General features: G+C 56.3%; 21 protein-coding genes. 5 read left to right on the forward strand and 16 right to left on the reverse strand.

The features are described 5' to 3' along the window. The first annotated feature begins 30 nt into the window (after window positions 1-30). Genes Ga0123462_RS03010 through Ga0123462_RS03025 form a run of 4 tightly spaced genes read left to right on the forward strand, consistent with a single transcriptional unit; the run spans window position 31 to window position 5,469 of the window. Window positions 31-2,907: a 2-oxoglutarate dehydrogenase E1 component gene (locus tag Ga0123462_RS03010; protein WP_100264932.1), complete on the forward strand. Its 2,877-nt coding sequence runs from the start codon at window positions 31-33 to the stop codon at window positions 2,905-2,907. Next, window positions 2,907-4,046, forward strand: a complete 1,140-nt coding sequence (gene sucB, locus Ga0123462_RS03015) for a dihydrolipoyllysine-residue succinyltransferase (RefSeq protein WP_100264933.1) — start codon at window positions 2,907-2,909, stop codon at window positions 4,044-4,046. Before Ga0123462_RS03010 ends, sucB begins: the two co-directional genes overlap by 1 nt. A gap of 3 nt (window positions 4,047-4,049) precedes the next feature. Beyond that, window positions 4,050-4,514: a Crp/Fnr family transcriptional regulator gene (locus Ga0123462_RS03020; RefSeq protein WP_100264934.1), complete on the forward strand. Its 465-nt coding sequence runs from the start codon at window positions 4,050-4,052 to the stop codon at window positions 4,512-4,514. 1 nt (window position 4,515) lies between these two features. Then, window positions 4,516-5,469 (forward strand): bile acid:sodium symporter family protein, encoded by a 954-nt coding sequence (locus Ga0123462_RS03025; RefSeq protein ID WP_100264935.1) that lies wholly within the window; start codon window positions 4,516-4,518, stop codon window positions 5,467-5,469. An 89-nt stretch (window positions 5,470-5,558) separates the two neighbouring features. Here Ga0123462_RS03025 and htpG read toward each other — a convergent pair whose 3' ends face one another. The 3 genes from htpG to Ga0123462_RS03040 all read right to left on the reverse strand — a co-directional run bounded on the left by htpG (window position 5,559) and on the right by Ga0123462_RS03040 (window position 8,384). Then, window positions 5,559-7,454: a molecular chaperone HtpG gene (gene htpG / locus Ga0123462_RS03030; protein ID WP_100264936.1), complete on the reverse strand. Its 1,896-nt coding sequence runs from the start codon at window positions 7,452-7,454 to the stop codon at window positions 5,559-5,561. Window positions 7,455-7,510: 56 nt separating this feature from the next. After that, window positions 7,511-8,026: a DNA-deoxyinosine glycosylase gene (locus tag Ga0123462_RS03035; protein WP_100264937.1), complete on the reverse strand. Its 516-nt coding sequence runs from the start codon at window positions 8,024-8,026 to the stop codon at window positions 7,511-7,513. Window positions 8,027-8,168: 142 nt separating this feature from the next. Beyond that, window positions 8,169-8,384, reverse strand: coding sequence for a hypothetical protein (locus Ga0123462_RS03040; protein ID WP_100264938.1), 216 nt, complete (start codon window positions 8,382-8,384; stop codon window positions 8,169-8,171). Window positions 8,385-8,856: 472 nt separating this feature from the next. Here Ga0123462_RS03040 and Ga0123462_RS03045 point away from each other — a divergent pair, with 472 nt between their 5' ends. Next, window positions 8,857-9,630, forward strand: coding sequence for a hypothetical protein (locus Ga0123462_RS03045; RefSeq protein ID WP_157821246.1), 774 nt, complete (start codon window positions 8,857-8,859; stop codon window positions 9,628-9,630). Window positions 9,631-9,640: 10 nt separating this feature from the next. On the opposite strand, the gene Ga0123462_RS03050 is transcribed toward Ga0123462_RS03045, so the two are convergent. The 13 genes from Ga0123462_RS03050 to xseA all read right to left on the reverse strand — a co-directional run bounded on the left by Ga0123462_RS03050 (window position 9,641) and on the right by xseA (window position 20,542). Beyond that, window positions 9,641-10,030, reverse strand: a complete 390-nt coding sequence (locus Ga0123462_RS03050) for a 3D domain-containing protein (protein WP_100266462.1) — start codon at window positions 10,028-10,030, stop codon at window positions 9,641-9,643. Window positions 10,031-10,058: 28 nt separating this feature from the next. Next, window positions 10,059-11,672, reverse strand: coding sequence for an NAD(P)/FAD-dependent oxidoreductase (locus tag Ga0123462_RS03055; RefSeq protein ID WP_100264940.1), 1,614 nt, complete (start codon window positions 11,670-11,672; stop codon window positions 10,059-10,061). Window positions 11,673-11,693: 21 nt separating this feature from the next. Further along, entirely contained in the window at window positions 11,694-12,071 is a 378-nt protein-coding gene (panD, locus tag Ga0123462_RS03060) for an aspartate 1-decarboxylase (RefSeq protein ID WP_100264941.1), read from the reverse strand. Then, window positions 12,068-12,928 carry a pantoate--beta-alanine ligase gene (gene panC / locus Ga0123462_RS03065; protein ID WP_100264942.1) on the reverse strand — a complete coding sequence of 287 codons (861 nt, stop codon included), beginning with the start codon at window positions 12,926-12,928 and terminating at the stop codon, window positions 12,068-12,070. Before panC ends, panD begins: the two co-directional genes overlap by 4 nt. After that, the gene (panB, locus tag Ga0123462_RS03070; RefSeq protein ID WP_100264943.1) at window positions 12,925-13,713 is read right to left on the reverse strand and encodes a 3-methyl-2-oxobutanoate hydroxymethyltransferase; all 789 of its coding nucleotides are present in this window, start codon (window positions 13,711-13,713) and stop codon (window positions 12,925-12,927) included. The genes panC and panB overlap by 4 nt, the downstream gene beginning before the upstream one ends. Before the next feature lie 91 nt (window positions 13,714-13,804). Then, window positions 13,805-14,494: a glycerophosphodiester phosphodiesterase family protein gene (locus Ga0123462_RS03075; RefSeq protein ID WP_157821247.1), complete on the reverse strand. Its 690-nt coding sequence runs from the start codon at window positions 14,492-14,494 to the stop codon at window positions 13,805-13,807. Between the two features lie 8 nt (window positions 14,495-14,502). Then, window positions 14,503-15,174, reverse strand: coding sequence for a deoxynucleoside kinase (locus tag Ga0123462_RS03080; protein ID WP_100264945.1), 672 nt, complete (start codon window positions 15,172-15,174; stop codon window positions 14,503-14,505). Next, a complete protein-coding gene (folK, locus tag Ga0123462_RS03085) occupies window positions 15,168-15,665 on the reverse strand; it encodes a 2-amino-4-hydroxy-6-hydroxymethyldihydropteridine diphosphokinase (protein WP_100264946.1) in 498 nt (165 codons plus the stop codon). Before folK ends, Ga0123462_RS03080 begins: the two co-directional genes overlap by 7 nt. Then, entirely contained in the window at window positions 15,662-17,257 is a 1,596-nt protein-coding gene (locus Ga0123462_RS03090) for a gamma-glutamyltransferase (protein WP_100264947.1), read from the reverse strand. The genes folK and Ga0123462_RS03090 overlap by 4 nt, the downstream gene beginning before the upstream one ends. Continuing rightward, window positions 17,254-17,847: an SPOR domain-containing protein gene (locus Ga0123462_RS03095; protein WP_100264948.1), complete on the reverse strand. Its 594-nt coding sequence runs from the start codon at window positions 17,845-17,847 to the stop codon at window positions 17,254-17,256. The genes Ga0123462_RS03090 and Ga0123462_RS03095 overlap by 4 nt, the downstream gene beginning before the upstream one ends. A gap of 16 nt (window positions 17,848-17,863) precedes the next feature. Next, a complete protein-coding gene (locus tag Ga0123462_RS03100; protein WP_100264949.1) occupies window positions 17,864-18,247 on the reverse strand; it encodes a response regulator in 384 nt (127 codons plus the stop codon). Window positions 18,248-18,281: 34 nt separating this feature from the next. Beyond that, entirely contained in the window at window positions 18,282-19,133 is an 852-nt protein-coding gene (locus Ga0123462_RS03105; RefSeq protein WP_100264950.1) for a M23 family metallopeptidase, read from the reverse strand. Next, on the reverse strand, window positions 19,130-20,542 hold the full coding sequence (gene xseA / locus Ga0123462_RS03110; RefSeq protein WP_232726584.1) for an exodeoxyribonuclease VII large subunit: 1,413 nt from the start codon (window positions 20,540-20,542) through the stop codon (window positions 19,130-19,132). The genes Ga0123462_RS03105 and xseA overlap by 4 nt, the downstream gene beginning before the upstream one ends. Between the last annotated feature and the right edge of the window lie 50 nt (window positions 20,543-20,592).

A 20,592-nucleotide genomic window follows, 5' to 3' on the forward strand; every position in this document is an offset into this window, starting at 1 on the left:
GTCCGCCACAGGGGCCCGAACGGAGGGTTTGTGAGTCAGCCAGAGGCAACCAGTGTCGCTACTCAGGATGAGCTTTTCAGTGCGGGTAGCACATACCTTGAGCAGATGTATGAGCAGTACCTCAGAGACCCTGAATCGCTGGCGCCGCAGTGGGTCGACTACTTCTCCGATATGGTGGCAGCAGGTGAGGCGTTACCGGAGACACACCAACAGATTCTAGCGAGGATGCGGCCGCTGCCACGCAGTGCCAAACACCATTTTGATGATATTCCCTCACTCGCCCAGCATGGGGATATCGAGTATCCGTCACGCGCCATCCTGCTGATTCAGGCCTACCGGATGCATGGCCATCTTCACGCCGACCTTGATCCGCTGCGCCTGAATCCGAGGCCGAGCAGTCCGGAGCTGGAGCTTGGCTATTATGGCCTATCCGAGTCCGATCTGGAGCAGGAGTTCCCGACCGGCGATCTCACCGGCGATCGCAAGATGGCACTTGGTGATATTGTTATGATGCTGCAGCGGACCTACTGCAGCCATATCGGCCCAGAGTTTGTACATATTACCGATTCGGCACGTCGCCACTGGATTCAGTCACGTCTTGAGCGCATTCAGTCGCTGCCCGACTACGACGAAGATACACGCCGCCATATCTATGGCCGCATCATGCATGCTGAAGAGCTTGAGCGCTTCCTGCATACCCGGTATCTGGGTCAGAAGCGCTTTTCACTGGAGGGGGGCGAGAGTCTGATTCCGATGCTTGATGCGCTGGTGCAGCGGGCGGGAAGCGGCGGCACCCGGGAAATCATCATGGGTATGGCGCATCGCGGACGGCTCAATGTGCTGGCTAATATCATGGGCAAGTCGCTCTCCGACATCTTCTCCGAGTTTGAGGGTACCCAGTTTGAGGATGCGGCGCAGGGTCAGGGTGACGTGAAGTATCACAAGGGATTTTCATCGGATGTGCGCACGCCGTCCGGAATCGTGCACCTCTCGCTCGGCTTTAATCCATCGCATCTGGAGATTATCACACCGGTCGTGCTCGGCAGTGTGCGCGCTCGCCAGTGTCGTCGTAAGGATAAGAGCAAGGTCGAGGTGATGAGTGTGTTGATCCACGGCGATGCCGCTTTTGCTGGCCAGGGTGTGGTGGCTGAATCATTACAACTCTCCAAGCTGCGTGGCTTCAGAATCGGCGGCACGATTCATATCGTGGTCAACAACCAGATAGGATTTACCGTCAACCCGTTCGATGCGCGCTCCACCACCTACTGTACCGATATTGCCAAGATCGTTCAGGCGCCGATCCTGCATGTGAACGGAGATGACCCTGAGGCGTGCTGCCTGGCTGCAGAGATCGCAGTGGAGTATCGCAACACCTTTCATGAAGATATCGTCATCGACCTGATCTGCTATCGCAGACATGGTCATAATGAGGCCGATGCGCCCGAGGTGACGCAGCCAGAGATGTATCGCCGTATTGGTGAGCATCCGACCGTGGGCACGTTGTATCGCGACAGGCTGATCAGGGACCATATCCTCAGCAACCAGGATTGCGATGAGATGATAGCAGGTTACCGTGACAATCTGGAGACGGTGCGCCGGGCCAACAACCGCCGGGCGCCCAGTCCGGCTAACAGTCTGCAGGGTCGCTGGGAAGGTTTTGTCTTCGAAGGGGCTGAGGAGCCTGATACAGCAGTCAATGCCGACCTTCTTTCCGATCTGGCTCGCCGGGTGCATCGCCTGCCGTCAGGGTTTTCACTGCACCCCAAGGTGGAGGCAATCTACGAAAACCGCATTGAGATGATGGATGGCAAACAGCCGGTGGACTGGGGTTGTGGAGAAACAATGGCTTATGCCACGCTTGTGCATGAGGGTGGCTGGGTAAGGCTGACCGGCGAGGATTCCGGACGCAGTACCTTCTTCCATCGCCATGCAGTTGTTTACGATCAGAACAACGGCAAATCGATGATTCCGCTCAGGCAGGTGGAGAACGGGCCGCTCTCCCATTTCATCGTGGTCGATTCGATGCTCTCCGAAATGGCGGTGATGGGTTACGAATACGGTTATAGCGTGGCAGAGCCTCGTGCGCTGGTTATCTGGGAGGCACAGTACGGAGACTTTACCAATATCGGCCAGGTGGTGGTGGACCAGTTTATCGCGGCGGGAGAGACCAAGTGGAGCCGCATGTCGGGCCTGGTGCTCTGGCTTCCGCACGGATACGAGGGGCAGGGTGCCGAGCACTCGTCGGCGCGTCTGGAACGATTCCTGCAGCTCTGTGCCGAGAACAATATGCAGGTGGTCTATCCGACTACGCCGGCGCAGCTCTTTCATCTGTTCAGGCGGCAGCTGATGAGCCGGGTGCGCAAGCCACTGATCATGATGGGGCCGAAGAGTATGCTGCGCAACAAACTCTCCTTCTCGCCATTTGCTGATTTCACCGATGGGGCATTCCTGCCGGTGATGGGGGAGCGCCATCTTGCTACCGCAACCCCGCGCCGTGTCATCTTCTGTTCAGGCAAGGTCTATTACGACCTGCTCGCTGAACGCCAGAAACGTGAGATCGAGGATGTCGTGCTGTTGCGCATCGAGCGTCTCTATCCGTTCCCGGCAGATGAGCTGCGTGCGGAGATTGATCGTTACGCGGATACCCATGAGATATTCTGGGTGCAGGAGGAGCCGGCCAACCAGGGCGCATGGCTCTTTGTAAACAGTCCGATCCGGCAACTGCTGCTGCCCAACCAGAAGATTTTCGGTGTTACCCGACCTGAGTCGGCAGCACCTGCCGTAGGTTCGGCCAAACGGCACAAACAGGAGCTGGAGGCGCTGCTCAATGCCGCCTTCGCGGAGGGTGTCGACGGATGCCTGGCCGACAGACACAGGTTTGATGCACCTTATGAAGGGAGTAAGTGATGGAAATTGAGATCAAGGTACCCAGTCTCGGAGAGTCGGAGACCGAAGCGACACTGATCGCATGGCTGAAGCAGGAGGGTGAAGCGGTGGCGGTTGATGACGTGCTGGCCGAGATCGAGAGCGACAAAATCACCATGGAGATCACCGCTCTCGATGCCGGCGTGTTGACCCGGCTGTTGAAAAAGTCTGATGATGTTGTCGCACCCGGCGAGGTGATCGGATATATCGATGACAGCGCACAACCATCAGCAACAACACCTCTGTCTGCTCAGCCCGAAGCAGTTGCAGAAGCTGAAGTCGAAGCGGCACCGCTTCAGCAGCCGGAACCGGAAGTGAAACCTGCTGTTAACGAAAGAGTAGCCGCTGAAGAGCCGGTCGAAGCTGAACCTGACATTGTTGCACCGGCCTCCAGGCCAGCGCCCATGCTTTCCGGAGAGGGGAGGCATCAGGAGCGGGTTCCGATGACCAGATTGCGACGCAGAATTGCCGAGCGTTTGAAGAGTGCACAGAACACAGCCGCGATGCTCACCACCTTCAATGAGGTGAATCTGCAGGCTGTGATGGATCTGCGCAGCCGATATGGTGCCGCTTTTCAGGAGAAGCACGGCGTCAAACTCGGGTTTATGTCCTTTTTTGTGCAGGCGGTTTGTCATGCGGCTTCGAAGTATCCGGCACTCAACGCCTATATTGAAGGTGACGAAATCGTTTATCACGATTATGTCGATGTCGGTATTGCGGTGAGCAGTGACAAGGGGCTGGTGGTGCCGGTATTGCGCAATGCACATCGCTTAAGCCTCGCCGAGATCGAGAAGGGAATTCTCAATCTCTCCGGCAGGGTACGAAGTGGCGGCCTGTCCCCGGATGATCTCAAGGGGGGGACCTTCTCGATCACCAATGGCGGCATCTTCGGCTCGATGCTCTCCACGCCGATCCTCAATCCGCCGCAGAGCGGCATTCTCGGCATGCACAATATCATGAAGCGGCCCGTGGTGGAGAATGACACCATCGTGATCCGGCCAATGATGTATCTGGCGCTCTCCTACGACCATCGTCTGATCGACGGTGCCGATGCGGTACGTTTTCTGGTGAGCGTAAAAGAGGCGCTCGAATTCCCGGCCAGCCTGAATCTCGATATCTGAACCATGGATAGAGAGCGGCTGGCGCTGCTGCAGTCGATGCCGGTATTTGGCGGTATCAGCGATGATGCGCTCGCTTTCCTGCTGGAGCATTCAGCGTTACGCAATTTCGCTGCGGGAGCGCAGATTTTCCGCGAGGGGGATCCCGCCTCTTCGATGTTCGTAGTTGAGCGCGGCAGTGTCGATGTTCAGAAAATGGTGGATGGAGAGTGGCACAAGATCAGGGAGCTGGGACAGGGAGATTGCTTTGGCGAGATGGCGCTGCTCGACCTTTATCCGCGCAGCGCATCGGTTTTCGCCACAGGTTCCTGCACCCTGATCGAGATCAGCCAGAAGAGCCTCTTCGGCCTCTACAGCGAGAATCTCGAGCAGTTCACCATCATCCAGATGAATATCGGGCGCGAAATCAGTCGTCGCCTGCGCCTGACCGACGAGCAGCTGTTCCAGTGCGAATCGAAGCCGCCCTCCTGAGATGAATCAGAAATCGCTGTTCGGCCTGCTGCAGTCCGGGTTTATCTTCTGGGTGCTGGCCGGTGGCATCTGGGGCTGGAGCTTTCCCGACAGTGCGGCAGCTGGTGCCGGTTGGATCAGCGAAGCACTGATGCTGATTATGCTCGGCATGGGATTGACGCTTAAGCTTTCCGACATCAGGGCCCTGCGTCATGCCGGACGCCCGCTGCTGCTGGGTGTCTCATTGCAGTACCTGGTGATGCCGGTGGCGGCGTGGGCTATTGCTACGGCACTGCACCTGTCGCCGATGCTGGCACTTGGTGTGATCCTGGTCGGTTGCTGTCCCGGAGGTACAGCATCAAACGTGGTGGCATGGCTGGCACGCGGCGATGTGGCGCTCTCGGTTGCCATGACCTCTCTCTCCACGCTGTTGGCGCCCATCATGACACCGCTGTGGATCTGGATGCTCGCATCCACCTGGCTTGATATTGATCCGGCAGCCCTGTTTTTCAGTGTGGTGCAGATTGTGCTGCTACCTGTTGCCGCAGGCATTGCCCTCCGATCTGTCTGGAAACCGGATAAAATTCTGCTCAGCGGAATATTCCCGCTGCTTGCCATGCTCACCATTGCCTGGATTGTCGGCGTGGTGGTGGGGATTAATGTCGACCGCCTGCACGATGTTGCAACACCACTTCTGCTCTCGGTCGTGCTTCTCAATGTGACAGGATTGTTGCTTGGCAGGATCGTTATGCTGCGTATGGGGTACAAGCGGAGGCAGGCGCGAACCGTAGCGATCGAGGTAGGGATGCAGAATTCGGGGCTGGCAGTGGCACTGGCCATAGCCCACTTCTCACCGGAGGCCGCGCTGGCTGGGGCTCTGTTCAGCCTCTGGCACAATGTTTCAGGCGCACTATTGGCCGACTACTGGAGACGATCCGGAGGGAAAACAAAACAGGGCGACCTCACCCATATCTGACCGTACTGACTGCAGCGCTGATCAGGTATCGAGGGGAGGGGGGATGAGGCCGCCCCGATTGCTTACTTCATCAAGTTTCCTTTGCCGGTTTATTTAACCAGCAGGGCGTTGATCCTGCGTACGAATCCGGCCGGATCCTCCGGCAGGGCACCCTCGGCAAGAACCGCCTGGTCGAAGAGAATCGATGCAAAATCCTCGATCTTCTCTTTCGAACGCATCTTGGTCAGCCGCTGGATCAGTTCATGTTCCGGATTGACCTCAAGGATAGGTTTCACATCCGGCACATTCTGGCCAGCCTGTTTAAGGATACGCTCCAGGTTGTTGCTGATATCGAAGCTGTCGGAGATCAGGCATGCCGGTGATTCGGTAAGACGGTCAGAGATGCGCACATCCTTCACCTTCTCGCCCAGTGCCTCCTTGATCTTCTCAACTGCAGGGGCTGCAGCCTTCGCCTTCTCCGCGTGCTCTTTCTTCTCCTCTTCGGCATTTTCACCGATATTCGAGAGGTCAAGTTCACCCTTGGCGATCGACTGCAGCTTCTTGCCGTCGAACTCGGTCAGGTGCGTTGTGAGCCACTCGTCGATGCGGTCGTGCAGAAGTACCACCTCGATGCCCTTCTTGCGGAACACTTCAAGGTGTGGGCTGTGCTTGGCGGCAGCCAGTGACTCGGCGGTGATGTAGTAGATGGTATCCTGACCCTCTCGCATGCGGCCGACATAATCGGCCAGCGATACGCTCTGCTTATCCGATTCCGTGGTGGCAAAGCGAAGCAGGGAAGCGATTTTGTCGCGGTTGGCGTGATCCTCGATCACACCCTCTTTCAGGCAGGGGCCGAACTCATTCCAGAAGGTGGCATAATTGTCACCCTCCTCGGCATTGGCCATCTCCTCTAGCATGCCGAGCACGCGCTTGGTCGCACCCTTCTTCATTGCATCCATGGCAGGACTCTTCTGCAGGATTTCACGTGATACGTTAAGTGGCAGGTCGTTGGTGTCAATCACGCCGCGCACAAAGCGCAGGTAACGCGGCAGCAGTTCTTCAGTCGCCTCCATGATGAATACGCGGCGCACGTAGAGTTTGACGCCGTGCTTCGCTTCAACCTGCCAGAGGTCGAACGGGGCACGCTTGGGAAGGTAGAGAAGCAGCGTGTATTCGTATTTGCCTTCAAGGCGCTGGTGCATGCGTGCCAGTGGATCCTCGAAATCGTGGCCGACATGTTTGTAGAAGTTGTTGTACTCCTCGTCTGTAAGCTCAGATTTCGGGCGCGTCCAGAGCGCCGATGCCTGGTTCACTGTTTCCACCTGGGCCGGTTTCACCTCTTCGCCCTCATCGCCGCTCACGGCAGTTCCCATCATGCGGATCGGGAAGGGGATATGGTCGGCATATTTGTGCACAATCGATTTGATCTTCCAGTCATCGAGGTAATCGGTTGCTTCATCGCGCAGATGCAGCGTGATCTCGGTGCCGCGCTCGATCTTCTCGACTGTTTCAATGGCGTATTCACCGTCGCCCTTCGACTCCCAGAGCACGCCGTGCTCTTTTTCAAGACCGGCGCGACGGGTTTTCAGGGTGACCCGGTCGGCCACGAGGAAAGATGAGTAGAAGCCGACGCCGAACTGGCCGATCAGGTGCGCATCTTTCTCCTGGTCTCCGGAAAGCTGGCCGAAGAACTCCTTGGTACCGGAGCGGGCGATGGTTCCGATATTGGCAATTACCTCATCCTTGTTCATGCCGATGCCGTTATCACGGATGGTGATGGTCTTGGCATCCTTGTCGATAGCGATGAATACATGCAGGTCGGAATCGCCTTCGAAGAGCGCGTCGTCCGTAGTCGCCTCAAAGCGAAGTTTATCTGCGGCGTCGGAAGCGTTGGAGATCAGCTCGCGCAGGAATATCTCCTTGTTGGAGTAGAGCGAGTGGATCATCAGATCCAGCAGCTGTTTAACCTCGGTCTGAAAGGCGCGTGTCTCTTTTGTTGCAGTCATGGATTCTCCTCAAACAGTGTAATAAAAATTGGTGAGTTGATTAGATGGGGTCTGCCTCAGGCGATTTCAAGGGCCTGGCGAACAATTTTCCATGATTCCAGTTTTTGTTCCCGCCTTATCGAAGCATTGGCGGGGCTGGTCGATGGCAGCAGCTGCCGCTCGATATCGTGTAACGGTGCCGGCAATCGTGGCAGAACAAGCCGCCGGAAGAGTTCTTCCGCCTTGCGCCCGTTGAAGAAGATGACACGGATATGGGGGTGCGCAGCCAGGAAGGTGGCAAAATCGTTAGCGACCACCGATTCCATCTCAATTGCGCTATCGAGGCTGCCAGGGCGCACGCACTGGTATGCTACATCCCAGAGTGCAATGCCATTCGCGCGCAGACTTTCCAACCGGGCTTCGTAGGCAAGCGAGGGATCAAAGCCGAACAGCTCACCCATAATTGGCCAGAATCCATTCTGTGGGTGGGCGTAATATTGAGCCGCTGCCAGCGATTTCCTGCTCGGCATTGAGCCCAGAATCAGCACCTTTGCATCGCGGTTTGCGGAATATGGGAATCCGGTTTCAGTCATCCCCGAACCGTTTCACTGAATCATCTCTCCGGCAAGTGGCGACCGCTTGTCTAATCAGCCAGCCCAAGATCTGTTCGGGGATGCAGTATGAACTCGAAAAATATCTACGAGTGGCGGCTTCCGGCCAACTCCGGTCATTCAATCAGTCGAATTGTTTGGGGTTCGCTGCCCTGTAATAGAGGCAGCCGCAAAGCCTGCACGACTCCTTTTTCTCCATGCCGAGGAGTTCCTGCCTCACCTCTTCAATCACATGATGATGACAGAGCGTTCCATCAATCTCCCAGCACTGAGGCCCGTCTGCCTTGCCGTACATGGGACACTCGGTCTGATTGCATCCAAAATAATCGTAGCAGCGCATAGCACCTCCGCGGCATTACACACACTCCCCCGTACACTATAAATATAGTTCCTACTGCCTTATTTGTCGAACGTCCTAAGTTGGCCGTTCTAAGACGGTCAGAATGTAAGAGCGATAGTATCAACCCAGTGGTGCCCTGTTTTGTCCGGTACGGAGAGCCGGGCAGGGGGCAAACGGGAAAGCCGTCTGATAGAGTGAGAAAGGACGTCAATTTTAATTTGGCTGGAAAAGAAAAAGGGCCCCGGAAGGGGCCCTTTTATTTGAACTTTGTCCGGAGGAACTAAGGGAGGGAGGGGAGGGTGTCACCTCCGGACATGGCAAACATTAGAGACTCCCGGTTAGAGGCTGGTTAATTGACAATGAAAACCTATTAATGTTTGCTAATATAATAATCCACACTTGGTTGTTCCCATTTGCCTGTGCGCTGCATATGCTCCCGGCGGGTATCAATCTTAAGCAAGAGGTATACGGTGTGCACCAACGTCTCATTGATCTGATAGGAAAGCGCAATCCGATCTTTGCAGGCAATATCGAGCGCGTGGGCCTGCTGCGAATTATTCCTGCAGCACTGGCCATGTACCTGCTGATTCCCTTCTTTATTTTCCTGCATGTTGTCTGCCTGATGCTGCTCTACAATACGATGATTTGCCTGCTGCTCGGAGTGGAGCAGGTCAAGTTGCGCAACTACATCATCATCGATCGACACAAGCTTACGGGCCTCTCTTATACCGGGCGTTTCCACTGCATCTACTGCGGATATGCCAACGGTATCTGTGTTGCTTTCGGGGTGCTGCTGACCCAAATATCCAGCGTTTCCGGGCATGAGGGAGAGAAACGCGGACTCCTGCCATCAATCACCTATTTTGCTGCGGCATTTCTCACTGCAATGTCGATGTCTATTATCGTACTTATGTATAACGTGGTCATCGCCACTGCTCTCGGGCTGCACAGGCTTGGCATGAGCCAGGCGTATGACAAGATGGACGAGGGTGGTTTCGGTAATGGCTTTACCATCTTCGGCAGGGCAGGTTATTTGAGTCTGCGCTACCAGCAGGCATTAATACTGGTACTGGCCAACATCCTTGAGCAGATCGAATCGCAGTGGTGCCCCATCAAGCATCTCGACCGTGAGGGGGCCGTTTATCCCGAACACCACAAGTTCTTTGTCGAGCGCTGCGAGTTGTGCGAGCTCAAACGCATCCTCTCCTGCGAGGGCTCTGTCTCGCCGCGAAAGCCTAAGTATTAGCACTTAAAGCTTACCAGCTGATTTTGACCTTGCGCTTGCCCCATTTGCGGGCGGCTTTGATATCGGTGCCCATGTAGATGTCGATCTTGCGTTTCCAGCGCTTGTGCATTTTGTCCTTGACCATGTAGTAGCCGGGAAGCCCCTCGATCTTTACCTTCGTGTTGTGCTTGAGCCCCATCTTGATCAGGTCGCGCGAGACGGCGATCACCCGCATGCCGGGCCTCAGTTTATCACCCCAGGCACCGATGGCGGGGTTTCCGTGCGTTTGCGCCTTTACCGAGTTATAGGCGCTGGCTGTTACCTTCAGCGTATGTTTGCTGCCGGAACCGGAGTGGGCAACGCTGCAGCTGCCGAGAGAGACGAAAAGCAGCGCGAGAAATAGTTTCCTGAAATGCTTCATGCGGCCAACATTACCATGAGCAGGTTCCCTATCTGTGATGCTGCGCAATAATGGCTTCTGCGGCCTTGAGCCCGTCAACAGCGGCACTGACGATGCCTCCGGCATAACCGGCACCTTCACCGACCGGATAGAGCCCTTTAAGCGTGATGCTCTGCATCTGAGCATCGCGGGTGATGCGAAGGGGTGAGCTGGTTCGGGTCTCTGAACCGAAAAGATTGGCCTCGATAGTGACAAAGCCGCGCAGCTTGCGACCGAATGCCATGATCCCCTCTGCCAGCGGCTGGCTTAACCACTCCGGGAATATCTTCCTGAGGTCCGCCGGTACGGCAGCAGGCTTGAAGCGGGTGTCGGCAAGTTTGCCGGTCGGGCGATCGTTTACGAAATCGATCAGCCGCATGGCAGGCGCTGCATAGCTGTTGCCGGCAGCCCTGAAGGTGGCGGTTTCCAGCTCGCGCTGGAAGTGAATGCCCATCAGCGGATCCTGTTTATACCCATGCCGGCGGATATCATCGGGAGTCACCTGCACGACAATGCCGGAGTTGGCCCATTTGCCCCCGCGCTTGGCGTTGCTCATGCCATTGACCGCCATGCCTCCTGCTTCGGTAGGCGAGGGTACGATGAGTCCACCCGGACACATGCAGAAGCTGTAAACACCACGCTGATCGAGATAGTGGTCGGACACCTGATGGGTGAGCTTGTACTCCGCCGCCTCCAGCTTTTCATGGCCGGCAGCACGGCCGTACTGGCTATGGTTAATGATGCTCTGCGGGTGTTCAGCGCGCACGCCGACGGCGAACGATTTCGCTTCCATGGCAATACCCAGCTGCTGCAGCCGTTCAAAGGTGTCGCGTGCCGAGTGGCCGGTGGCAAGGATGACATGTTCGGCACTGATCTCTTCGCCTTGATGGGTTCGCACGCCGGTGACCTTGCCGTTTGCGAGCAGCAGATTGTCAACACGGGTCTCGAAGCGATAGTCGACGCCAAGGTCGAGCAGGTGGTGGCGCATGTTGCGCACGATGCGAACCAGTTTGTCGGTTCCCAGATGCGGGTGAGCATCGACAAGGATATCTTCACGCGCCCCAAAGCGAACAAAGGTGTGCAGCACCCAGCGAAGGTAGGGGTGTTTTATGCGGGTATAGAGCTTGCCGTCGGTATAGGTGCCGGCACCGCCTTCACCGAAGCAGATATTGCTCTCGGGATCCAGTTCACCGCGCGAACGCAGGCGCCCGATATCACGCATGCGCGTCTCCACCGGCTTACCTCGTTCCAGCAGCGTCACCCTCAAACCTGATTCCGCCAGAGCAAGTGCGGCAAAGAGACCGGCAGGGCCTGCACCGATGACAACGACATGCTGGTTTGTGGATGCGGTTTTGCAGAATATCTCGGGCCTGACCGCCTCCAGTGAGCTCCGATCGATGCTGAACACCTGAGCAGGTAACTCGGCCGGCTCCCGGCTCAGTTCGACCTCATAGGTACAGACAAAATGGATGTGAGATTTTTTGCGCGCATCTACCGCGCGTCGGACGCATCGGCTGGCCAGCAACTCATCTTCATGGATGCCGAGGAGTGCTATCAGGCGTACTGCAACCGCACTCTTGCTTTCGTTCAGTTCAACCTTGAAGTTGTTGACGGCATATAACACTGATGCGTTGGGTGATGCCGGTCAGGCCGCGGCGAGATGCCCGTGGCTGGTATGGCTGATGGCATTCTCCGCATCGACATAGACCAGCTTCGGCTTGAAATGTTCCGCTTCCTTGGCCTTCAATTCGGCATAGGTGCAGATGATCAACAGGTCGCCGGGATTCGCCTTGTGGGCAGCTGCACCATTGACACCGATGGTGCCCGATCCGCGCGGGGCGGTGATCGCATAGGTGGTGAAACGCTCGCCATTGGCGATATTATAAATATGCAGCTGTTCAAAGGGGAGGATATTGGCCTCATCCAGCAGATTCTGGTCGATGGCGCAGGAGCCTTCGTACTCCAGCTCAGCATGGGTCACCGTGGCACGGTGAATCTTCGATTTCAGCATGGTGAGTTTCATAGGTTGTTCTCCATTCCAGCTACCGGGAGCGGCATATTATCGATCAGGCGTGCATTGCCAACCTTTGCGGCAATAAAAGCGCGTGCAGGCTGTCTGTTAAGCCTGCGTCTGTTTTTCAGAGAGGCGGCACTGCGAACCTCAAGGTATTCGGTTTTGATTCCGGCTTCGGCCAGAATTGATTCGGCAGTCGCCATCAGCATGTCGACACTTCTCTCGCCATCCGCCGCCACTTTCTGCATGGCAATCAGAGCCTGCGACAGGGCTGTTGCAGTCAGATGATCTGATTCTGAGAGATAGCGGTTACGGCTGCTCTTTGCCAGGCCGTTCATCTCGCGAATGGTCGGGCAACCGATAATCTCTACCGGCATCTGCAGATCACGTACCATACGGCGGATAATCGCCAGCTGCTGCCAGTCCTTCTCACCGAAGATGGCTATATCGGGCTGCACGATATTGAATAACAGGTTCACTACCGTAGCCACACCATCGAAGTGGCCAGGCCGTGACGCTCCGCAGAGGCAGTCGGAAAGCTTCTCCACCTTCAGGGTCACCCTGGGCCCACGCCTGGGATAGAGGGTGGCCGGATGGAAGATATAATCGACGCCCTCTGCCTCGCAGAGTGAGGCATCTGCCTCGAAGGTACGTGGATATTTGTCGAGATCCTCGCCTGCACCGAACTGCAGCGGATTGACGTAGATGCTTACCACGACGATATCCGCTTCATCTTTCGCCTTCCTTATCAGGCTCAGGTGCCCTTCGTGCAGGCAGCCCATGGTGGGTACGAAAGCGATGGTTTTGCGGCCCCGGTATCGGGCCAGCTGGCGACGGATCTCGGCCGATGTGTGTGCGACTCTCATTTTGGAAAGTTTCCTGATTTGACGTCGGCTACCCAGCTGGAGATCGCATCACCCATTACCCTGCGAACATCGGCGTAGGCGGGCGCAAAGGGGGGATTGGATTCTGACAGGCCGACCAGGTCGTTGAATACCAGCACCTGGGCATCGCAGTTGACGCCGGCACCGATACCGACGGTGGGAATCGCTACGGATGCAGTTATCGATGAGGCAAGTTCAGCGGGTATATTCTCCAGGACCAGCGCAACTGCGCCTGCATCAGTCACAGCCTTCGCATCGCGCAGGAGTTGCGATTGCTCATCCTTACTCTTGCCGCGTTTACCGTAGGAGCCGAACTTCTTCACCGACTGCGGGGTAAGTCCGATATGGGCAACAACCGCAATGCCGCGCTCAGCCAGAAAGCGGATGGTGTCAGCCATATGTGCGCCACCCTCGATTTTCACTGCATCGCAGCCGCTCTGTTGCAGCACCGCCACGCTCGCATCGAACGCCTGCTCGGGTGATTTCTGGTAGCTGCCGAAGGGAAGATCGCAAACCACCCACGCACTTTTTCTGCCGCGTACGACAGCTGCAGTGTGGTGGATCATCTGATCAAGTGTAACTGGGAGGGTGCTGTCAAAACCAAGAGAGACCATGCCGAGCGAATCGCCGACCAGCAGCACTTCGGCTCCGGCAGCTTCGGCTATGGCAGCTGAGGTGGCATCGAGCGCCGTCAGCCAAACTGTTTTCTCGTCACGCTGCTTGGCGCGCAAAAGCGTCGCTGCCGTGACCTGTGAGTTGTTTGTCATCGCATTCCTTTCCGCTTCGGTCCCGTGGGTACCGTCTTTCAGGATCGGCGTATGTTAGGTTTTTGCAGGGGTTGAGGCAAACCGGCGCAGTTTACGGTTTTTTGTTGGTTGATGCGGCGCTGTATGACAGTTCGGCGATCAGACGGGAAAAGTGGTTCGTTTCGATCAGATCGACACCGTTTGCATGCAGTGCTGCCGCCTGCAGCGCATCGTTGACTGTATAGGCTGCAGTTCTCACCTTCCTGTCAGGCCAGTTACGAATTTGCTGCAACTGTTGCCAGGGGAAAAAGAGCCAGCCCAAGGTGACGTTGGGCGTACGCCCCCCCTCCATCACCCAACCAACCGGTGTATGGAAGCTCAGGCTGCACGCCTCGACCAGCCTGGCAGACATGCTGATTGGAATGATTTGCTGCTGGAGTGAACCGGGAATCATCGCATGCAGAAATTTGGCAGCAGCGCCGGCAGACCTGCGCTTCAGAATAGGGGGCTTGATCTCAAGAAACAGCGTGATGTGCGGGGCTTTGCTGAGCCACGCAAGCAATGCCTCGAAGGTCGGGATATAGCCAGGAAGATCAGTCAGGACGAGCTCTGATATTTTCTCACTATCGATTCGGTTGTCATGACAGACCACCGGCACCATATCTCTGGTAAACTGGATATCACACTCGATATAACGGGCGCCTGCTTTTGCTGCCGCTTCGAACGCGGCGAGCGTGTTCTCGCATGCGGATTCCTGATCGCCGCGATGTGCTACGAGATAGCTTGCGGGATCGGAGGTCACGGGGTCACTCAGGCGTAGCTTGCCCAGAATTCGGTCTGCGACTGCATGTTGCCGATGCGTTTGATCAGCGCATCGACCGCCTCTTCACTGTCGGCAAAATTCATGCGGTCGGTCTGTACGACCAGCAGAGGCGTCTCCTGGTAGTGGAAAAAAAACTGGTCGTAGGCGGCAATCACCCGCTTCAGATAGTCGAACTGGATGCCGCGCTCGGTCGGCCGGTTGCGGCCACGGATACGATCCATGATAACGCGCGGATCGGATTGCAGGTAGATGACCAGGTCGGGCTTATGCAGGTCGACCGTAACCAGTTTGGCGACCTGCTCATAGAGCGCCAACTCCTCATCGGAGAGGGTGACCGTGGCGAAAAGGTGGTCCTTGGCAAAGATGTAGTCGCTGACGATGCCCTGCGTAAAGAGATCCTGCTGGTGCAGTGTCTGCCACTGCTTGAGGCGCGAAAAGAGGAAAGAGAGCTGGACGGAGAGGGCATGACGTGAGGGATCCTGATAGAAGAGCTCGATGAATGGGTTATCGTCAACCTGTTCAAAGAAGGTGGATGCCTCAAGCTTCTCGGCAAGCTTGCGGGTCAGTGTCGTTTTACCGACACCGATAGCGCCTTCGACAGCAATGTGACACTGATTCAGTGGCCTCCTGCCAAAGCGTCTCTCCATCACTGTTACCATGCTTCCCCCCCGGGTAGCGGCGGCTCACCTGCTGCCATAATTTCCTGCAGGCGCTCGGCTGCCGTCTGTTTCAACTCTGGATGTTGCCACTCCGGAGCCAGATCGCAAAGCGGTCTTAACACGAACTGGCGATCAAACATCAGCGGGTGCGGTACGGCGAGCTGTTCTGAATCGATTATCTCGCCGTTTATAGCGATGATATCGAGATCAAGGGTGCGTGCTCCCCACTGCTCACTGCGTACCCTGCCATGCCCGGTTTCGATTGCCTGCATCGCTTCCAGCAGGGGCAATGGCGCCAGTTCCGTTTCAAGGGAGACTACTGCATTGAGATAATCAGGCTGCCCTGCAGGCCCTACAGGCGGGGTGCGGTAGAGAAGGGATGAGGCCACAACATGCGTCTGCGGCAATGCATCGATCTGATTGCGGGCCGAGATAAAAGCGTTTTTCACATCTCCGAGGTTGCCGCCGAATGCGATAAATGCGCGACTCATGCGAAAGCTACAGCGCCGCCACGGCGCGGATCACCTGCTCCGTTCAGGCTGCCATTTGGCTTGCGGGTGATGGCGTTAACGCCTCCGAAGTAAACGCTCTGCCGTTTCCAGTCACGTAGTTTCCAGCCAAGTGACATCAGCAGGTGGCGTTCGTGATCATTAAGGAGTTCCGGTTCAATATCGAGTTCACCGCTCTCATTATGGAGGCGCGGTGCATGTACAGCTGCTTCAATATCCTGATCGAGCAGGCGGTGACGCAGAAGCGCCTGCAGGATGGCACCACGCAGCCGGTTGGAGCCACCGCTGCCAAGTACCAGTGAAGGCTTGCCTTTTTCGATAAAGATTGAGGGTGCCATCATTGAGGAGAGTGTGGCGCCTCCCGGCAGGGCATGGAAACCGAGCGGATTGATATCCTCTTCACCGAGCATGTTGTTCAGGTGAATGCCGGTGCCCGGCACGACAATACCTGCACCTTCACCGTTACTGCTGGTCAGTGAAACGGCCATGCCATGCTTGTCGATAACACTGATGTGGGTGGTGCTGCCGTGGCGGTTGTCCGGCTCTTTGATCACTTCGCTATCGAGGTTGCGCAGGCGGTTCCGGATCTTTGCAGCTGCTGCCTCGATATGGGCTTCATTGAGTATGCTGTCGCTGATATCGGACTCATGAACGCGCGAATCAAAGCCATTCTGGCGAAGCAGACTTGCCGATCTCATCCCTTCTGCAGCAAGAACCGGCCAGGGAAGCGAAGCTGTTTCCGGATGACGGTAAAGGCGGTCGAGCATGGTGGCGGCGAAGGCGATCAGCAGGCCGCCGGAAGAGGGGGGAGGATTGGTGATTAATCTTCCGCCAAACAGGTGAATACCGAGCGGTTTGCGAAGTTGAACCTGCCCGGATCTCATATCATCCATGCAGAGCAGGCCGTACGGCGAGCAGGATTTGACGATTGCTTTCGCCAGATCGCCATGGGACATCTCTTCGATTCCGTCGATCGCGAGCATTTCCAGGGTATTGGCGAGTTCGGGATTGCGAAATGATTCCCCTTCACGCCACAGATCACCGGAGGTGTGAGAGGTATGCAGCGCTCTGCAGGATGGCGTGTCGGTTAAAATCGGCCTGAGAAGCGAGATGAATGAGGCCTGTAGAGCATTCAGGCGAACCCCGTTTCTCGCCGCATCAAGAGCCGGAGCCAGAACTTCGCGAAGCGGCAGTTTTCCGTTTTCACGATGTGCCCGGAACAGCATGGGCAGCAGGGAAGGCGTAGCGACCGAACCCTGGCCGATATGGAAGCTCTGCACGGTATCACCGAAGTCGATCGGCACAGCTTTCAGTTCAGGCTCAACACCTGTCACTCTCTTGCCGGTTGGCATGCGTGCAAAACCATCGTAGAGAATCGATCTGCCCGCTGCATCGGCAATTAACAGGAATCCGCCACCACCGGGTGCGGTGAGTGCCGGTTCCGCAATAAATGATGTGGCGATGGCGGCGACGGCTGCATCAACCGCATTGCCGCCTGATCTCAGAATAGATGCACCTGTTTCTGCTGTGGCTGCATGGCCGGCTGCCACCATGCCCGTGCTGCAGTTGCTCATGCGCCTTTCTGCTGGACGACAAAACCCTTGGTTTTCAGTTTTCTTTCGATCTCTTTCTGAAGCCGTTCTGCACTGCCCCGATCTTTTTCCGGTCCGGCCCATACTGCATGCAGGCCGCCCGGTTTGGGGGCGATCACCGCACTCCACCCCTGTAGCTTGAGCTGGTCTACAAGACCCTGCGCCCGCGGCCTCTCGCCGAAAGCACCCATCTGGACGTAATAGCCTGCCGCGGGTGCAGACGGTTTGGTGGCGGGTTCGGCTTTGGAGGGAGCAGGTGTGGGCTTGGCAGGTGTTTTTTCCACAACGGGTTTGGAGGGTGTAATGACTGCTTTGGGGGGGGTAATCTCTCTTGCGGTCTCAACCACCACGGCCTCAGCTTCATCCTCAATCGGCGGTGCGATCTGTTCGGCAATAATCTCTTCCATGCTTGCAGGCACAGCAGGCTCTTCACCTACACTCTCATGTTGAGGAAACTCAAAGAGATCGGGCTTGATTGCGGCGGTCAGGATAACCAGCAGGCAACAGCTGGCGACAATCCAGGCTGTACGATGCTCGGTCAGCGAAGCTTTCCAGTTGTTCTGTTCTGTCATATCGGGCGTTCAGCAGTCAGTGAAACAGCTCATCCAGCTTGTCCGAGAAGCTGTTGTAGCGGAATGGCTTCTGCAGGATGTTGAACTTCTTATCGGGGAAACGGTCATGCAGATCTTCGGGATAGCCGGTGACAAACAGGATGCGCCCGAGGATGTCGGGATTAACCTGCTCAAGCGAACTGTAGATCTCATCGCCGGAGAGCTTCGGAATGCGCACATCCAGCAGGATCAGTTGATACTCACCACCGTGGGTTGTCAGCTCAAAAAGGCTTTTCACAGGATCACTCATACTGGTAATGCTGCTCTGCATCCCTTTTTCGCTGACGTAGCGATTCAAAAATGCAGTCAGAATACTCTGAACACTGTCTTCATCATCGATTATGAGTGCTTTAATTTCCATTTCCTTTCTCTCTTTCTCTTGGCATTACGAACCTTTACTGCTCAAAAGTCCCTTCCATGGGCTGGGATCGTTCATCTGAGTATAGCAGGCTTTGCGGATCCACGCGAGCCATCCTGAAGCGCACTCCCCAATGCAGATGTGGTCCGGTTGCCCGCCCGGTTGAGCCTACCTTGCCGATCATCTGGCGGGTCTCTACCCATTGCCCCTTTTCCACATTTGCAGATTGCATGTGCGAAAAAACAGAGACTAAACCATTTCCGTGTCCGATGGCTACTGTGATGCCGTTAAGGTACATGTCGGAGACCATCAGGACCTTGCCTGCCAGCGGTGTTTCAATCGCAGTTCCGGCGGGTGCTGCAATATCGACCCCGGAGTGAGGGGAGCGCGGTTCACCGTTCACATATCGCTGTGCCCCGAAAGGTGTGGACTCGATCCCTTTTGTCGGCTTGCCGAACAGTCTGATTGCAGGGGCCGCATCCACTTTCTCGCTATAGGTCGCCTTCAACTCTTTTACCTCGCGCCGGATACGCTCAAGCGTTTTCGGGTCAAACTCGGCCATTTTTTTCTCCACCTGAATATGGGAGATGCGGAATTCACCATGGGTGACCGTCAGGCTGTCTCTGGAAACCACAGCTTTACCGTTCGACCACTCAATCGGGTAACGGGTCGGTTTTGTTTTCAGGTCGATGCCGATCCATCCCCTCCACTTGCCATTTTCAAGTTTTTTAACCGGCCACCTTTTACCGAAGCACCAGAGGCGAGGGTTTTCCGCATCAATAGTTGCCTCTACCGTCACCACTTCTCCCTGAACGGCCTGCCATGAAGCGGCCTGAGCCGTACCGCCCCAGCAGGCGATCATCAACAGGGTGTAGAACAATCGTTTCATGGTTTGATCCTCTTTACCGACTTCACTTTGGTTTCAGCGCTACCATCATGGAACTGAACATGCAGTGTGTCGCCGGCTGCAAGGTCGGATGTGGAGGTAATCAGTTTTCCATCAGCAGCAAAACTCATGCTATATCCTCGACGGAGTACGCCCGTTGGATCGAGTTCGGTGAGTTTGCCGCAGAGCAGCTCGAAACGGTGGCGTTTCTGCTCAATTCGGCGCGTTTCCAGCATCATCTCTCGTAGATGCCGGTCCAGTCGCAGCTTCTGTTGCCGGAGAATATCCTGCAACGACTGCCTCAGTTTAATGTTCAGGTTCGACCAGTCGCGACGCTGCTGCTGTAGCCGTTCTCCCGGTTGCAGAGGGGCAAGCCGTTTTTCGATAGTACGCAGCGGTGAACGAAGGCGGTGGACACTGTGATACGCGACATGAGAAAGGCGTGATCGCATCCGTTCGCCGGCATGGTGGCGGGTATCCATGTTGCGCTGCCATGCGGATCTCTCCCTTCTGCGCATTGATTCAAGGTCGCGGCGGGATCTGCTGAGCCGCTGTGAGAGCAGGCCGGCCAGTGATGCGAGCCTAGGCAGCCGTTCACGCAGCTCATCCCTGGATGGGCAGGCGATTTCGGCAGCATTGGAGGGGGTGGCGGCGCGCAGGTCTGCGGCAAAGTCGGCAAGTGTGGTGTCGATCTCATGGCCGATGCCGGAGATGATCGGGATCGGGCACTCCACGACCGCATTCACCACCAACTCGTCGTTGAAACACCAGGTATCCTCAATGCTGCCGCCGCCGCGAACCAGCAGGATCAGGTCGGGCGGCGAAGCCATGGAGGTAAGCCGGGCAATGGCATTGGCAATGGTGGGTGGGGCACTGCTTCCCTGCACCAGGCATGGTGACAGGGTCATCTGCAGCCAGGCGGGGCGTGTGGCCAGTACTTTCTTCACATCCTCGAATGCGGCGGCGGTCGGTGAGGTGACGATGCCGATATGTTTGGGAAACTGGGGAGGTGAAAGTTTACGGTCCGTGTCGAACCAGCCGCGTGCAGCATACTCCTGTTTTCTCTTTTCAAACTCGGCAGCCAGGCGTCCTGCTCCTGCAGTTTTCACCTGTGTAACAACAAGCTGGTAGCTGCCGCGCGGTTCATAAACGCTGAGGTGGCCGGAGAAGATAAATTCCCCTCCCTCTTCAGGCAGGGTTTTCAGACGCAGGGCTGCAGAACGCCATACCACGGCTGAGATTGCCGCATGGCTATCCTTGATGGTGAAATAGAGGTGGCCGGAAGCTGGGCGGGTAAGGCGCGAGACCTCGCCGCTCACTTCAATATGTGCGAAGCCCTGCTCCAGCATCTGTTTGATACGGGCGGTCAGTTCGGTGACTGAAAATACGGGACTCTCTGGAGATATTGGCACCCGGTTATTGTGTCGTCAGGGTGAGTGGGGTCAATATCTGATTGACCTGC

The sequence above is a fragment of the Mariprofundus ferrinatatus genome (genome assembly GCF_002795825.1).
Taxonomy (GTDB): Bacteria; Pseudomonadota; Zetaproteobacteria; order Mariprofundales; family Mariprofundaceae; genus Mariprofundus; species Mariprofundus ferrinatatus.